The following is a 14944-nucleotide window of genomic DNA, read 5'->3' as shown; positions in this document are numbered from 1 at the left end:
GCGAGTGAGCCCTGTCGCCGGCGAGTGAAGCGCGTCCATGCGGGCGAAGACGATCACGTTGTCCGGGTAGCGGCCGCGGACGCGGTCGTAGCGGCCGGTGCAGGTGATCAGGCGCAGGTCGGCGTGCTTGCCGTCGGTGCCGTAGACGCGGTCGGTCGGGAACTTCCGACGCGGGTGGGTCTCGACCTTCTGCACCACGAAGATCACCGTCGAGCCGTCGCGGAGCAGGACGCGGATCCGGTCGCCGCGACGAGCGTTGCGGAGGGCGGCGAAGACGTCCGGACCGGTCTTGGAGTCGACGTGCCCGGCGATGACGGCACGGCCGATCTCACCCGGCTCCGGGCCGGCCTGGTACCAGCCCGCCTTGCCGTACGGGGGCGGGACGAGTTCGCGCTTCTTTCCGAGCTGCAGCGGCAGCAGCGCGGCGTCGATCTTCAGCCGGGGCAGCCGGACGCGCACGGGGGCGGCCTTCTGGTCCGGGCGGGCCGGAGCGGCCGTGGGGGGTGCCGAGGCGGCCGGGGTGGGGGCGTCGTCACCGCTGCAGGCCGCCGGGACCAGCAGGGCGGCCGAGAGCACGGACGCGACCGCCCACCGGCGCAGCCGGTGGGCGGTCGGGGTGGTGCAGGTCACTCCGTGGGACGCTGGCGCAGACCCGTCGCAGCGAGGGCGAGACCGGTCGCCGCGGTCAGGGCCAGCGGAACGGTGACGTCGACCGACGTCACGGCCGTCGGGCCGCCGCCACCGGTGTCGACGCCGCCGACCGGGGCCGGGCCGTCGTCGTCGCTGCCGTCACCGGCGGGGGTGTCGACACCGCCGATCGTCGGGTCGTCCTCGTCCCCGCCGGGGGTGACGTTGTCGTCGACGGTGGGAGTCGGGTCGGTGCCGGGGCCGCCGTCGGGGGTCACCGTGGCGTCCGGGGTCGGCGTCGGCGTGGCCGCGGGGGTCGGGGTCGGCGTGGAGCCCTGGGTCCCGGCGCACTCGACCGTGAGCCGCTTCTGCTTCGAGCCCTGGCCGACGGCGCCGTTCTCGACGGCGTAGACCTTGTACTCCCCGTCCGGCAGCGTGATGTCGGCGGAGCGCGCGTTGCCGTTGGCGTCGGTCGTGACCGAGCCCGAGAACTCCGGCGTCCCGCTGGGGTTGTTCGGGAATGGCGGGCCGTCGTGGATGACGAAGTCGACCTCGTCGTTCGGGTCGAAGTTGAAGAACGCGATGTAGAACGGGCAGTCGGGCTTCGGCTCGTTCTTGTTGGCGTTCTGTGGCGTGCTCGCCGAGTGGATCTTGATGTCACCGTTGTTGCCGGGCGGAGCCGCGCCGGCGACGGCGGACTGCGGCAGCGCGACGGCCGTCGCGAGCAGCGTTCCGAACAGCAGAGCTGCGCCGGCGCGAGCGCCAACAGCACGCAGGGGCATAGGGGCCTCCGAGGTGGGCGTGTGGAGTGTGTTGGAGGGGCTTGGTCGGCACCTCGGCCTTCAGCGGGGCAACTTCGCACATCGGAAGGCCGCTCGGCCAGTTCTGTCGGTGTGGCGACGTACCGTGGGCGCGTGAGACCCACCACGGACTTCGAGCGGAGTACGGCCCCGTTCCGCGTCGTCAGCGAGTTCCAGCCCTCCGGGGACCAGCCGGCCGCGATCGCGGAGCTGGCCCGGCGCGTCCGGGCGGGGGAGCAGGACGTCGTCCTGCTGGGCGCCACCGGAACCGGCAAGTCGGCCACGACGGCCTGGCTGGTGGAGGAACTGCAGCGCCCGACGCTGGTGATGGCGCCGAACAAGACGCTGGCCGCGCAGCTGGCGAACGAGTTCCGGGAGCTGCTCCCGCACAACGCGGTCGAGTACTTCGTCTCCTACTACGACTACTACCAGCCCGAGGCGTACGTCCCGCAGACGGACACCTACATCGAGAAGGACTCCTCGATCAACGAGGAGGTCGAGCGGCTGCGCCACTCGGCGACGAACTCGCTGCTGACCCGGCGGGACGTCATCGTGGTCGCGAGTGTGTCCTGCATCTACGGCCTCGGCACGCCGCAGGAGTACGTGGACCGGATGGTCCGCCTCAACGTCGGCGACGAGATCGACCGGGACGACCTGCTCCGCCAGCTCGTGACGATGCAGTACACCCGCAACGACCTGGCCTTCACGCGCGGGACGTTCCGGGTGCGCGGCGACACCGTCGAGATCTTCCCGGTGTACGAGGAGCTCGCCCTCCGGCTGGAGTTCTTCGGCGACGAGATCGAGCGCGCGATGACGTTGCACCCGCTGACGGGTGAGGTGATCCGTGAGGAGCAGAGCATCCACGTCTTCCCGGCCACCCACTACGTCGCGGGCCCGGAGCGCATGGAGCGCGCGATCAAGGGCATCGAGCTGGAGTGCGAGCAGCAGCTCGCACGGCTGGAGAAGCAGGGCAAGCTGCTGGAGGCGCAGCGGCTGCGGATGCGTACGACCTACGACATCGAGATGATGCGCCAGGTCGGGTTCTGCTCGGGCATCGAGAACTACTCGCGGCACATCGACGGCCGCGAGGCCGGCAGCCCGCCGCACACGCTGCTCGACTACTTCCCGGACGACTTCCTCCTCGTCATCGACGAGTCTCACGTGACGGTGCCTCAGATCGGTGCGATGTACGAGGGTGACATGTCGCGCAAGCGCACCCTCGTCGACCACGGGTTCCGGCTCCCGTCGGCCATGGACAACCGCCCGCTGAAGTGGGAGGAGTTCGTCGAGCGGATCGGGCAGACGGTCTACCTCTCCGCGACGCCGGGTCCGTACGAGCTCGGCCGCGCCAACGGTGTGGTGGAGCAGATCATCCGTCCGACCGGCCTGGTCGACCCCGAGATCGTGGTCAAGCCGACCAAGGGGCAGATCGACGACCTGGTCCACGAGATCCGCGCCCGGGCCGAGCGCGACGAGCGCGTCCTGGTCACGACGCTGACCAAGAAGATGTCCGAGGACCTCACCGACTACCTGCTCGAGATGGGCATCCGGGTCCGGTACCTGCACTCCGAGGTCGACACCCTGCGCCGCGTGGAACTGCTGCGCGAGCTGCGGATCGGCGAGTTCGACGTGCTCGTCGGCATCAACCTGCTGCGCGAGGGTCTCGACCTGCCCGAGGTCTCCCTGGTGGCGATCCTGGACGCGGACAAGGAGGGCTTCCTGCGTTCCGGGACCTCGCTCATCCAGACGATCGGCCGCGCGGCCCGGAACGTCTCCGGCCAGGTGCACATGTACGCCGACACGATCACACCCTCGATGGCCAAGGCCATCGACGAGACGAACCGACGCCGGGCGAAGCAGGTCGCCTACAATCTCGAGCACGGGATCGACCCGACCCCGCTGCGGAAGAAGATCGGCGACATCCTCGAGCTGATCGCGCGCGAGGACGCCGACACCGCCGAGCTCATCGGTGGCGCCGGACGCCAGCGCAGCCGCGGCAAGACGCCGGTGCCGGGTCTGTCCTCGAAGGTGTCGGCGGAGGCCGGCAAGCACGCGGGCGATCTCGCGACAATGCCGGCGATGGATCTCGCGGACCTCATCCAGCAGCTCAACGACCAGATGCACGCCGCCGCGGCCGAGTTGCAGTTCGAGCTCGCGGCCCGGCTGCGTGACGAGATCAAGGAACTGAAACGCGAGTTGCGAGGCATGCGAGAAGCCGGGTCGTCGGCCTGATCTGTCGTACGCTGCGCCAATGCGGAGATTGGCGGGGATCGTGTTGGCCGCGGCGCTGCTCACCGGAGCGGCCGCGTGCGGGGGAGACGACAAGGACCCGGTCGGCAGCGACGTCGAGGTCGGGACCGAGTCGGGCAACCTCAAGCCCGAGGACGTGCGTGCCTCGGCGTCCGAGGTGGCCGACGGCTGGCGCGAGCTGAAGCGCTACGCCGACGACGTCGTCGCCAAGCTCGGGTCGGACGAGGCGGCGCTGCCGGAGCTGCAGGAACGCCTGCTGACGATCTGGGAAGCCATCCTCGGCTCGGTGAAGGCCAACGACCCCGCGACCTACGACACCGCCGACCCCGCCCTCAAGACGTTGATGTCGGCCAAGGGCTCCGGTGCCAAGGCCGAGGCCGAGAAGGCCGCCGACGTCGTCGAGGACGCGGGCGACGCGTACCTGGAGAAGTTCCCGGCCTCCGGGGCGGGGGCCTCGCCGTCGAGCAGCAGCTCGTCCGACGACAGCGACGACGACAGCGGCTCCGACGTCAAGTCCGACGACGACCCGCCGCTGTCCTACTGAGCGGCCGGCTCGACGCTCAGAACTCCTCGTAGGCGACGTCGGTCATGCCCGGCGTGCCGGGGCCGTAGACGTAGCTCATGCGGGCGTACTCGGGGGCGGCGTAGGTCGCCCGGCTCCCGGCCGGGACGACGATCGTCTGTCCGGGGCGGACGATGTGCGTGTCACCCTCGGACGTGACGTGCAGTTCGCCCTCCAGCACGGTGTTGATCTCCACGTGCTGGTGCCGATCGGTGAAGGCCGCGCGTGTGAGCGTCCACTCCCCGACGGTGATGCCGTCCACCGACACCGATGCCCCGCCGGTCAGGCGGGGCATCGATGCGGAGGGGGTGGTCGGCACGGTGGTGACCGTGACGCGTTCCATGACGGTCGATCAGTCGTTCAGCTCGTCCGGCTGGAGCATGTACTCACCGATGAAGCTGTACGTCTGGTCGGCGTTCAGGGGCTGGTAGAGCGCCGCGCAGGAGTCGCGGTAGAAGCGCTCGAAGATCGTGCCCTTGCGGAAGGCCGACCCACCGACCATCGACATCGCCTTCTGCGCCATCCACGTCGTGTTGGACGCGATGGTCGTCTTCGCCAGGCCGATGTACGGCACCCGGAGCTCGATCGGCCACTCCTCGTCGTAGCCGTCGATGACGTCGTTGCAGGTCTGCCACAAGATGCGGCGGTTCTGCTCGACCCGGACCGCCATGTCGCCGACACCGTCGATGATGTGGCCGACCTGGCCGACCTTCACGTCCGACGCCGCGATCGCGCCGAAGACGGCGCCGAGGTGCTTCTTCGCCAGCGTCGCGCGGGTCTCCTCGAGGATGCGCAGCGACATTCCGTAGTAGATGCTCGCGAAGAGCAGCGAGGCCCACTCGAGCGAGGAGAACAGGCCGGTGCGGTTCTCGCACACGTAGTTCTCCTCGGGCACGTAGAACCCGTCGAAGACGATGACGTGGGTGCCGGTGGCGTGCATGCCGAGCGCGTTCCACGTCTTCTCGATGCGGACGCCGTCACCGATGCCGTTCTCGTCGACCTCGAAGTCGTTGATGTACATCATCTCGGCGGCGACGCGCTCTTCGAAGTCCGTCGGGATGTTGCCGTCGGCATCGGTGATCGTCGCGCTGCTGACGACGATGTCGGCGGCCTCGCCGAGCGTGCCCCACATCTTCTTGCCGTAGATCTTCCAACCGCCGCCGGGCTGCGGGATGGCCTTCGTGTCGGCGAGACCGGAGAAGCCGGCGCGCTGCTCGGACCACGGGCCGAAGATGATCGAGCCCTCGTTGATCTTGTCCAGCCACTTCTTCATCTGGACCTCGCCCATGTTGCTCATGACGATGCCGAGGGTGATGAAGTGCATGTTGTAGGCGAGCGTGATCGCCGAGTCGCCGCGCGACATCTCGGTGATGACCTTGGACAGCTGGAGGATGTTGCCGCCGGGGCCGCCGTAGGCCGGCGGGACGATCAGGGAACCGAGCCTCGAATCCTTGAACAGCGGGATCGTCGGGTAGGCGAACGTGTTCTCGGCGTCGTACTTCATGCCGATCTCACGGAAGTACTCGGAAAGCTCCTGGGCCTTGGCGAACCAGGGCTCGAAGTCCTCGTCCGACAGGGTGCGGCCGTGCTCAAGAGTCATCGGGGTCTCCGATCGAATGGGTCGTGCGAGTGGGTGGAAGAGCGTGTGGGGCCGTCAGCTGACGATCAGGTCGTCGCGGCCGTCGGCCTGAAGGGTCGCGAGGTAGGTCTCGAAGATCCCGCCGGTGAGGGGGAGCAGCTTGAGGGCGACCGAGCGCTTGCCGTCGAGCTTGACCTTGCGCTGCGCCATGGCGAGGGTGAAGTTGAGCTTGCCCTGCCAGAACCGGTTGCTGTTGTCGCTGGACATCCGCAGCTGCACGTTGTGAGGGACGCTGTCCGCGGCCGCGCCGGTGAGAACCTTCTGGCCCTCCCAGTCGATCGTCATCTCGCAGTCGGGGTCGGTCTGGATCAACCGGATCACGAGGCCGGTGCCCTTCGTCGCCTCGATGAACTTCGGGTCGTTGACCGCGGCGGTGAATGCGCCGCCGATGTACTTGTAGACCTCTTCTGCGTCCTTGAAGACCGCCATCGGGCTTCCCTTCGCATCGTCGTAGCGGGCCATCTGCCTGACTGAGTGAGAGAATCCCGGGGCGCCGGGGAAGGCGGGAGAGTAAGGAACTACTCCCTCGAGTGACCGGCGGCACTCTGGAGACGACGAGGTCGAGGAGGCGGTGGTGGCGACGGACCCGCACGCGGCGCGCGCCGACCTCCTGGCCGGTCGGACCTGGCCGCTGTCCGGTCGCGATCGTGAGCTGGAGAAGGTACGCGAGGCTCTGCGCGGCCAGCGGGCGCGCAGCGTGGTCGTCGTCGGTCCCGCCGGGGTGGGCAAGACGCGACTGGCCCGCGAGGCTCGACGACTGGTCGAGGCGGCGGGCCGTTCGACGCTGTGGGTGACGGCCACGCACTCGAGCGCACGGACGCCGCTCGGTGCCTTCGCCGCCCTGCTGCCCGAGGCGGTGGGTTCCGCCTCGACCGACACGCTGCAGGACCTCCTGCGCCGCGCGGCGGTGCAGCTGGTCGAGCGGAGCAAGGGCCGGCCGCTGGTGCTGTTCGTGGACGATGCGCAGCTGCTCGACGAGCCGTCCGCCGGGTTGATACATCAACTGGTCGCGACCGAGACGGTGCTCGTGGTGGCGACGGTGCGCAGCGGCGAGCGTGTTCCGGACGCCGTGACCTCGCTGTGGAAGGACGACCTCGCCGACCGCGTCCAGCTCGCGCAGCTGGAGCAGGAGGCGGTCGAGGTCCTGCTCACCGGCGCGCTCGGCGCCCCGGTCGACCCGGCCGCCGTCGTCGAGTTCACGACGCGCAGCGGCGGGAACGTGCTGTTCCTGCGTGAGCTGGTGCTCGGTGCGCTGGCCGACGGGACGCTCGTCGCGGAGGAGGGACTGTGGCGGCTGCGGGCCGCGCTCGCGCCCTCGGACCGCTTGGTCGAACTGGTCGACGCCCGTCTGCGTGACCTCGATCCGGCCGCGCTGGATCTGCTGCGGCTCGCGGCGTACGCCGAACCGCTCGGGAGCCGCGAGCTCGAGATGGCCGGCGGGCTCGACGCCGTCGAGACGCTGGAGCAGCACGGCCTCGTCGTGTGCGAGCGGGACGAGCGCCGGCTGCAGGTACGGGTCGCCCACCCGGTGTACGCCGATGTCGTCCGGCGGCACACCTCGGCCGTGCGACGCGGGGTGATGGCGCGTCAGCTCGCCGACGCCGTCGAGGCGGCCGGCGCGCGGCGGCGCGACGACGTCCTCCGCGTCGGTATCTGGCGCATGGAAGGTGGTGGCGGCACGAACCCGGACGCACTGCTGCAGGCGGCGGTCACGGCACGTTGGCGCTACGACTTCGCGCTGGCCGAACGTCTGGCGCGGGCGGCGGTCGACGCCGGTGCCGGTTTCGAGGCTCGGTTGCTCGCTGCGCAGACCGTCTCGTTGCAGGGGCGGCCCGAGGACGCCGTCGACGAGTTGTCGGTGCTCGTCGAGTTCGCGCGCACGGACGCCGAGCGCGCGGAGCTCGCGGTCGTCCACATCGAATGCCTGTGGATGCAGCTCGGCCGGACCGGCGAAGGTCTGCGGGTGGCCGACCGGGCGGAGGAGGCGATCTCCGACCCCGAGCTGCGCGTGAAGGTCTCAGCCCGTCGTCCGGGTCTCATGCTGTCGAACGCGGGCCCCGGCCCGGCGGCCGAGGCGGCCGCGGCGCTCGCCCCGCTCGCGGACCCGCTGTCGGCGTCGTGGCTGCGTCTCGTGGAGGCGTACGGCCTCGGCCGGCTGGGTCGGATCGACACCGCGCTCGAGGGGTCCGCCGAGGGTTACGCGGCGGCCACCGAGCTGGAGCCGGGGGACTGGTACCCGTGGTTCTACCTGTTCACCCGCTGCGAGGCGCTCGCGCACGCCGGCCGTTACGCCGAGGCGGAGGCGTTGGCGCGCGCGGAGTACGAGCGCGGCCTTGCGGAGGGCAGCAGCGAGGCGCGGGCGTACTTCCTCTGGCACCTGACCCGGACGGTGCGGGAACGCGGCGACGTGGACGGCGCGGCGCGGGCGGCGCGCGAGGCGATCACGTTGCTGCACCGCATCGGTCGCCGCGGGTTCGAGCACAGCCTGCGGTCCACGCTCGCCCTCGCGTTGGCGCTGGGCGGTGACTTCCGCGGGGCGACGAGTGCGTTGGTCGCGGCGGACGCACTCGGCGTCGACCCGCCGCAGTGGAGTGCGACGGAGCACGCGGCGGCCCGGGGCTGGGCGGCGGCGGCCGAGGGCCGGCTCGGTGCCGCCCGTGAGGAGCTGACGGCGGCGGCTGCGATCGGCGAGCGCATCGGTGACCTCGTCGGGGCCGCGGCCGCGCTGCACGACATCGCGCGGCTGGGCGACCCGAAGGCTGTCGCGTCCCGCCTGCGGGCGCTCGCGGCCGACCTCGGCGGCGAGCTCGCGCCGGCGCGGTGCCGGCACGTCGACGCCCTCGCCGAGGGCGACGGGGAGGCTCTGGAGCAGGCGGCCACGGAGTTCGACCGTCTCGGGGCCTCGCTGCTCGCGGCCGAGGCGGCGGCGGACGCGTCGGGGGTGTGGGAGCGTGCGGGACGTGGTCAGCGGGCCGCCCGGGAGTCGCAACGGGCGGCCGCCTTCGCGCGGAGCTGCCCCGGCGCCTCGACGCCGGCCCTGATGGCGCTGTCGACCCGGGAGCCCCTCACCCCGGCGGAGCGGGAGACCGCGCTGCTGGCGGTGTCGGGCCGGACGAATCGCGAGATCGCCGAGGAGCTGCAGCTCTCCGTCCGGACCATCGACAACCGCCTGCAGCGGATCTACACGAAGCTTGGGATCTCCCGCCGCTCCGAACTGGCCGACCTCGTCCGCTGACCTCTCGTCAGCGAAGGACGATGAAGGGCCCGGCACCAACGGTGCCGGGCCCTTCGGTGAGGCCGCGTCAGACTCCGACCGTCTCCCGGTGCGGAACCTCTTCCCGGCGGCGGCCGGTCGGCTCCTCGGTCGGCTCGAGCGGCTCGGGCAGGAACTTCGTCGCACCCAGGACGGCCAAGGCGCACAGGCCGTACACCAGGAACGTGGCCACCCAGATCAACTCACTGGCGAAGGTGACACCGCCTTCGTCGTCGAGGTGCAGCGCCACGATCAGCGGGGCGCCGATGCCGACGTTCGTCCCGAACATGGTGAACGGGTGCGCGTACAGCAGGCTCGCCATGCCCCACCCGGACCTGATGCGGCGCCACAGATTGACGGCCAGCACCGTGAACAGGATGGTCTGCGTGCCTTCGAGGACGCCGATCACGAACGGGTAGTTCCAGATCCGCATCTCGTAGGGGCCGTAGTACGTGTACACGTTCGTCCCGGTGCCGATCACCTCGAAGACGCAGGAGGTGACGATCTCGAGACCCCAGATGCCGAAGAGGAACTTCGGCGTCGCCAGGCCCTGGTACATCCTCCAGCCCGCGTAGAGCACGGGGCCCGCGTAGAGGATCAGGTAGCCGCTGTGGGTCCACACCGGCTGCACACGCTCGAAGGCGGTGAAGTGCGAGTACATCGCACCCTGCTCGCCGTTGTGCGCGTCGTAGAACCAGAGGTCGAACAGGACGTCGTAGATCGGCTCGGCGAAGGCGCCGATGAACACGCCGAGTGAGGCCAGCACGAAGAAGGAGGTGCGGTGGGCGCGGCCGAGGTAGAAGGCCCACACCAGCATCGCGACCGTGATCCCGTAGCTGCCCCATGTGAAGACGTGTTGCCAGGCCATGTCCAGCTCGCGCTGCATGACCTCCTCGGGTACAGCACCCATGCGGTCTCCCTTGACGAAGTGGGCCGGAACGGCGGACGGTCAACGGTAAATCGCGATAAACATTGCGGCCTCTCCCTACAGTGCCGACTTGGGTAGCCATTAGTGGTAGAACGTCCCCATGACGTCCTCGGCGCCGCTGCTGGAGCAGGCGGCCGAGCTGCGCGAGCGGGCGGCGGGAGCACTCGCCGGGGGTGGTGGACGACAGGACCGGGCCGAGCGGCATCGGCTGACCGCCGCCCTGGGGGACACGACGGCGAAGCTCGCCGCGGCCCTGCGCCGCCCGGCAGCGCCCGGGGTGGACCTCGGAGCGCTGGGGCGAGCCCTCGCCGACCTCACGCGGGCCGGGGCGGACCTGGCCGAGGATGCGGTCTCGCGCCGTTTCGCGGCTGTCGACCGGATTCACGAGAGCCTCGGCCGTCTGCGGGCGATCACGGACGTCGGCGAGTTGCTCGAGGCGGCCGCTGCCGAACTCGCGCACTGCTGCGATCTCGACCGGACCGTGGTCAGCCGACGCCGCGGGTCCACCTGGCGAGCGGAGGCCGTCTGGATCTCGCCGGACGTCGATCCCGACGTCGCCACCCGCACGCGGGCCTACCTCACCGAGCAATGGATTCCGCTCCGCGCCGGGACGTTGGAGAACGACCTGGTGCGTCGCCGCTGTGCGGCGTTGGTCTCCGCCGACGACACGGGCGTCGACCGTGAACTCGTCGACACGGCGGAGAGCGTGGGCTACATCGCCTCCCCGGTGATGCCGAGCGGAGAGGTCATCGGCTTCCTGCAGGGCGACCGCTGGGTCGGTAGCCGGGAGCTCACCGACCACGACCGGGACAACCTCTGGACCTTCGCAGAGGGGTTCGGGCTCATCTTCCAGCACCTGGTGCTCTCGCAGCGGCTGGACCAGCAGCGCGCGCATCTCCGCGAGACGTTCCTGGCCGCCGAGCGCAATCTGGCGGAGTTGAGTTCGGCGGAGCTGTTGCTGGCCCGACGGGAACGGCCGCGGCCGACCGGGACGGAGGGCGCAGGGCCGGCCGGCGCGGTGCCGCTGTTCAGCCGGCGGGAGCGAGAGGTCCTCGAACTCATGGTGGCGGGCGCACGGAACACCGACATCGCGGAACGGCTGGTGATCAGCGAGTCGACGGTCAAGGCCCACGTCAGTCGGGTGACGCACAAGCTCAAGGCGACCAACCGGGCCGAGGCCGTGTCCCGATTCCTCCTGCTGGAGCGTGGTCGTGCCGCCGCGCCCTGAGGCCGTCCGTCGCCGGCGAGCTCATGCCGCAGCGGTGAACCGCTTGCGCGGCCTGGCGGAGTTCCTCGACGAGGACCTGCCGATCTCGCCGTCCGGCCACGATGTCGATGCGGTGTCCGACGCGGCAGCGGAGCTCGGGGAGCGTTGCCTCGCGCGCCTGGCGGCGGCCGGCATCCCGGATCCGTCGCTGGCGGCGACCCTCGCTGATCTGCAGGAGCTGTACGCGCAACTGCGGCGGCAGGAACTCGCTGATCGGCACCTGCGGTTGGCCGAGTGTGAGCGCGGTCTGGCCCGGCTGCGGGGGGCGCCGTACACGGCGGACCTACTGGATCAGGCCGGTGCCGAGGTCGCGCGCAGCTGCGGGCTGCAACGCGTCGTCCTCTCGCGGGTCGAGGAGGGAGCGTGGACGCCGTGGATCGTCCACGCGGACGCCGGGGATCCGTGGTGGACCTTGAACGGTCGGGTGCTCGAACTGCGTTCAGGTTCGGGTCCCGAAGGCCGGGTGGTCGCGGAGCGCAGGGCTGTCCTGGCCGGCGAGCGGGCGTGGGCTGACGCCGACTGGCCGGACGGGCCGCCCTACGTAGTGGCCCCGATCGCCCCGGCGGGCACCGTCATCGGGCTGCTGCACGGCGACCACGGCCCGGACGGACCGGCCTGCGACGCCACCGATCGTGACGTCCTCAGCCGGTTCGCCCAGGGTTTCGGGCACCTGTACGAGCGGACGGCGCTGCTGGAGAGCATGCGGTTCCAGCAGCAGCAGTTGCGGGACCTTCTGGCCGTGCTCAACGCGACGACCGAGCAACTGACCGAGTCGGCGATCGAGCTCACGGCGGCCCTCGGCGCCGACCCGGTGCCACCGATCCCGCCCGCCGCCGCGGTGCTGGACGATCGCCTGGCGGCGCTGACCGGGCGGGAACGGCAGGTGCTCGAACTGGTCGCCCGGGGAGCGCGCAACGTCGAGATCGCGGAGCGGTTGGTCATGAGCGAGGGCACGGTGAAGGTGCACGTGAAGCACATCTTGGCGAAACTGGGGGCCTCGAACCGGTCCCAAGCAATCGCGCTCTACCTCGGACGACAGTCGCCAGCGATGTGAATCATGGATAACATGGCGGTGCGGTCCTCGGCCGCGCCCCGACGAAAGGACCCACGCCCATGTCCGGCCTGATGTCGCAGCTGGTCACCGATCTGGCGGCGGAGACCGAGATCATCGAGCACATGCTCGCCGGGCTGTCCGACGCCGACTGGGACCGGCCCACGCCGGCCGAGGGTTGGGCGATCCGCGATCAGATCTCACACCTCGCGTACTTCGACCAGGCCGCAGCGCTCGCCATGTCCGACCCGGAACGCTTCAAGGCCGAGGCCGCCGAGCAGATCGCGGGGGGTATGGACTTTCCGGACCGCATCGCCGTCGAGTGCCGGTCGATGCCGGTGCCGGAGCTGCACGCGTGGTTCCGCCGGGCTCGGCTCGACCTGATCACGCAGGCGGGGGAGCGCGACCCGAAGGAGCGCGTGCCCTGGTACGGCCCCGCGATGAGCATCGCGTCCTCGGTGACCGCGCGGATCATGGAGACCTGGGCGCACGGCCAGGACATCGCCGACACCTTGGGCGTGACCCGGCCCGCGACCGAGCGCCTGAAGCACGTCGCGCACATCGGCATCGGTGCGCGCGCCTACAGCTACCGCGTACGCAAGCTCGAGGCGCCGGAGGAGCCGGTGCGCGTCGAGCTGACCGCTCCGGACGGCAGCCTGTGGACCTGGGGTCCCGAGGACGCCGAGAACCGTGTCACCGGTGATGCGCTCGAGTTCTGCCTGGTCGTGACGCAGCGTCGGAATCTGGCGGAGACTCAGCTGGTCCGGACCGGCCCGGTCGCCGAGCAGTGGATGGCCATCGCCCAGGCGTTCGCCGGCGCCGCCGGCCCCGGTCGCCCCGCCCCCGCCGCCGCGCGCTGACCAGCTCGTCAGAACGGCGGGTTGTTCTCGTCGAAGTCGGCGGTCCTCGAAGCAGCCCGGGCCCAGGGTGTGGGTGGGGGTTGTTCGAAGTCGGGGGGTTCGTCCCCGACCGGTGGGGGTGGTCGGGTGATGAACACCTGCCCGGTGGGGGTGGTCCAGGTCAGGACCCCATGCTCGTCCTGCGAGCACTTCCAGCCGGGCATGTGTTTGATCCGATGCCCTTGCCACGTCGGTGGGTGGTTACGGAAGGTCTCTGCGCGGTGATGGTGCTTGCACAACGCCGAGAGGTTGAAATAGACGGTCCGCCCACCGATCTCGAAGGCGATGGTGTGGTCGAGTTCGCACCGGTCGGCGGGGATCCGGCAGCCGGGGAAGCGGCAGTGCTTGTCCCGCGCCCGGATCGCCCGGCGCAGCCTGGCCGGGGGCCGGTAGATGTCGGGGCGGGAGTTGTAGTCCGCGAGCAGCGCGGCGATGTCCACCGGCACCGACGGGTGATGCACGGTCAGGTCCGCCTTGGCCCGCGCCCGCGCCGCCGGGATCCGCTCCCCACCCTGCACCTGCACGAACCCGGAGTCCGCGTCGCTTGAGGTGGAGGTCGAGGGCGTGGACTGCGCGCTCGCGTGCAGGTGGACGACGTAGCCGACGCGGGGGTCCTGGGTGCCGGGGCGGGTGATCAGGTCGACGACGGCGTCGGCCTTGCGCTGGTCCAGGGTCCGCGGGTCGCCGGGGACCTTCTGGCGGGCAGCGGCATCGATCACCCCGTAGACCGCCATGGCCTCCTCGCGGCCGGCAGCAGCAGGGAGATCCAGGCCATCCCGTCCCCCGCCGGCGACATCGAGACCCGGCGTTCGGTACGGGCCCGCTCATGGCGCTTGCGGGCGGCGGCCGGGTCGAGCTGCTCGACCCGCTTACGCACATGCCGGCCGAACGAGGCCGGGGTGGAGTTCTTCGCGCGTTCGAGGCAGTCCCGTTCGATGCGGGCGGCATCGGCGACGTTCAGGTCCCGGGTTTCCTCCCACAGGACCTTCGCCATCCGTTCGGTGATGACCCCGGCCTCCAGCGCCTTGAGCGTCTCGGGCAGGCGCCGCAGCAACCCGGAGGCGAAGTCCGACCGGGCCCGGGCCGCGGCCGGGGACAGGTGCAGCACCGCACCGAGCTCGGCGGCGGCGGAGGCCTCCGCGGCCTCGATCACCGCCTCCAGCTCCTCCCGACTCGCACCCTCGGCCGCGGCCTCGGCGACCGCCACCGCGGCCTGCTGCGCCCGCGCCATCGCGAACTCCGCCATCCCCCGCAACTCCGAGCCGTTACTCCGCGCCGCATCCGCGCGCGAGCGGACCACCCGCTGGAGCATCCCGTCGGTGGTCGCGTACTCCTGCTCCCACAACGCGAACGCGGCCGCTTCCCGCTCCCGCCACCGCGCCTCATCGGCGGCGGAGAACACGTCCTCCGCCGGCGGACCCGACGCGAACACCTCGTCCGGGACCTCGTCCCACACCCGCGCCGCCGCCTCGGCCAGCACCCGGGCCATCGTCGCCTCTTCGTGTTCGGGCGGCGGACCCTCGACCGGGACGTCCCACAACTGCGAACGCAGCTCAGCGAGGTCGATCGCGTCGACCTCACCCGGTTCGATCAGTTGCTCGAACATATGTTCTGCATATCTGCTTGAGTGCAGTAACCCTTACCAGTCCGGGGAACTGACGATCAGTT

General features: G+C 70.7%; 14 protein-coding genes. 6 read left to right on the top strand and 8 right to left on the bottom strand.

The window, feature by feature from the left end:
* Together ABD401_RS10225 and ABD401_RS10220 are read right to left on the bottom strand one after the other, a co-directional pair.
* Nucleotides 1-630, bottom strand: a 630-nt coding sequence (locus ABD401_RS10225) for a class F sortase (RefSeq protein ID WP_344604288.1), incomplete at its 3' end; no start/stop codon positions are given.
* The gene (locus ABD401_RS10220; protein ID WP_344604286.1) at nucleotides 627-1409 is read right to left on the bottom strand and encodes a hypothetical protein; all 783 of its coding nucleotides are present in this window, start codon (nucleotides 1407-1409) and stop codon (nucleotides 627-629) included. The genes ABD401_RS10225 and ABD401_RS10220, both read right to left, overlap by 4 nt.
* A 132-nt stretch (nucleotides 1410-1541) precedes the next feature.
* On the opposite strand from ABD401_RS10220, the gene uvrB reads away from it, so the two are divergent.
* Both uvrB and ABD401_RS10210 read left to right on the top strand, forming a co-directional pair.
* On the top strand, nucleotides 1542-3659 hold the full coding sequence (gene uvrB, locus ABD401_RS10215) for an excinuclease ABC subunit UvrB (RefSeq protein ID WP_344604284.1): 2118 nt from the start codon (nucleotides 1542-1544) through the stop codon (nucleotides 3657-3659).
* Nucleotides 3660-3678: 19 nt separating this feature from the next.
* The gene (locus tag ABD401_RS10210; RefSeq protein WP_344604282.1) at nucleotides 3679-4221 is read left to right on the top strand and encodes a hypothetical protein; all 543 of its coding nucleotides are present in this window, start codon (nucleotides 3679-3681) and stop codon (nucleotides 4219-4221) included.
* A 16-nt stretch (nucleotides 4222-4237) separates the two neighbouring features.
* Here the strand turns inward: ABD401_RS10210 and ABD401_RS10205 are convergent, their stop codons facing one another.
* From ABD401_RS10205 to ABD401_RS10195, 3 genes are read right to left on the bottom strand one after another with little or no spacing between them, the layout of a single operon-like run.
* Nucleotides 4238-4558: a cupin domain-containing protein gene (locus ABD401_RS10205; RefSeq protein WP_344604280.1), complete on the bottom strand. Its 321-nt coding sequence runs from the start codon at nucleotides 4556-4558 to the stop codon at nucleotides 4238-4240.
* Between the two features lie 33 nt (nucleotides 4559-4591).
* Nucleotides 4592-5839: an acyl-CoA dehydrogenase family protein gene (locus tag ABD401_RS10200; RefSeq protein ID WP_344604278.1), complete on the bottom strand. Its 1248-nt coding sequence runs from the start codon at nucleotides 5837-5839 to the stop codon at nucleotides 4592-4594.
* A gap of 54 nt (nucleotides 5840-5893) precedes the next feature.
* Entirely contained in the window at nucleotides 5894-6307 is a 414-nt protein-coding gene (locus tag ABD401_RS10195; protein WP_344604276.1) for an SCP2 sterol-binding domain-containing protein, read from the bottom strand.
* Nucleotides 6308-6452: 145 nt separating this feature from the next.
* On the opposite strand from ABD401_RS10195, the gene ABD401_RS10190 reads away from it, so the two are divergent.
* Nucleotides 6453-9113, top strand: coding sequence for a helix-turn-helix transcriptional regulator (locus ABD401_RS10190; RefSeq protein ID WP_344604274.1), 2661 nt, complete (start codon nucleotides 6453-6455; stop codon nucleotides 9111-9113).
* Between the two features lie 67 nt (nucleotides 9114-9180).
* Here ABD401_RS10190 and ABD401_RS10185 read toward each other — a convergent pair whose 3' ends face one another.
* Nucleotides 9181-10041: a hypothetical protein gene (locus ABD401_RS10185; RefSeq protein WP_344604272.1), complete on the bottom strand. Its 861-nt coding sequence runs from the start codon at nucleotides 10039-10041 to the stop codon at nucleotides 9181-9183.
* A 118-nt stretch (nucleotides 10042-10159) separates the two neighbouring features.
* Here ABD401_RS10185 and ABD401_RS10180 point away from each other — a divergent pair, with 118 nt between their 5' ends.
* The 3 genes from ABD401_RS10180 to ABD401_RS10170 are packed head-to-tail and all read left to right on the top strand — an operon-like array spanning nucleotide 10160 to nucleotide 13237.
* Nucleotides 10160-11287 carry a response regulator transcription factor gene (locus tag ABD401_RS10180; RefSeq protein ID WP_344604270.1) on the top strand — a complete coding sequence of 376 codons (1128 nt, stop codon included), beginning with the start codon at nucleotides 10160-10162 and terminating at the stop codon, nucleotides 11285-11287.
* Between the two features lie 34 nt (nucleotides 11288-11321).
* Nucleotides 11322-12380: a helix-turn-helix transcriptional regulator gene (locus ABD401_RS10175; protein WP_344604268.1), complete on the top strand. Its 1059-nt coding sequence runs from the start codon at nucleotides 11322-11324 to the stop codon at nucleotides 12378-12380.
* Between the two features lie 59 nt (nucleotides 12381-12439).
* Complete coding sequence (locus ABD401_RS10170) at nucleotides 12440-13237, top strand: TIGR03084 family metal-binding protein (RefSeq protein WP_344604266.1); 798 nt, start codon at nucleotides 12440-12442, stop codon at nucleotides 13235-13237.
* Between the two features lie 8 nt (nucleotides 13238-13245).
* On the opposite strand, the gene ABD401_RS10165 is transcribed toward ABD401_RS10170, so the two are convergent.
* Nucleotides 13246-14010 carry an HNH endonuclease signature motif containing protein gene (locus ABD401_RS10165; RefSeq protein WP_344604264.1) on the bottom strand — a complete coding sequence of 255 codons (765 nt, stop codon included), beginning with the start codon at nucleotides 14008-14010 and terminating at the stop codon, nucleotides 13246-13248.
* Nucleotides 13992-14882, bottom strand: coding sequence for a DUF222 domain-containing protein (locus tag ABD401_RS10160; RefSeq protein WP_344604262.1), 891 nt, complete (start codon nucleotides 14880-14882; stop codon nucleotides 13992-13994). The genes ABD401_RS10165 and ABD401_RS10160 overlap by 19 nt, the downstream gene beginning before the upstream one ends.
* Between the last annotated feature and the right edge of the window lie 62 nt (nucleotides 14883-14944).

Origin of the sequence: Sporichthya brevicatena (assembly GCF_039525035.1) — a bacterium.
GTDB lineage: Bacteria > Actinomycetota > Actinomycetes > Sporichthyales > Sporichthyaceae > Sporichthya > Sporichthya brevicatena.
Note: the sequence above shows the minus strand (reverse complement) of the source record. Positions and strands in the feature narration are given on the sequence as shown.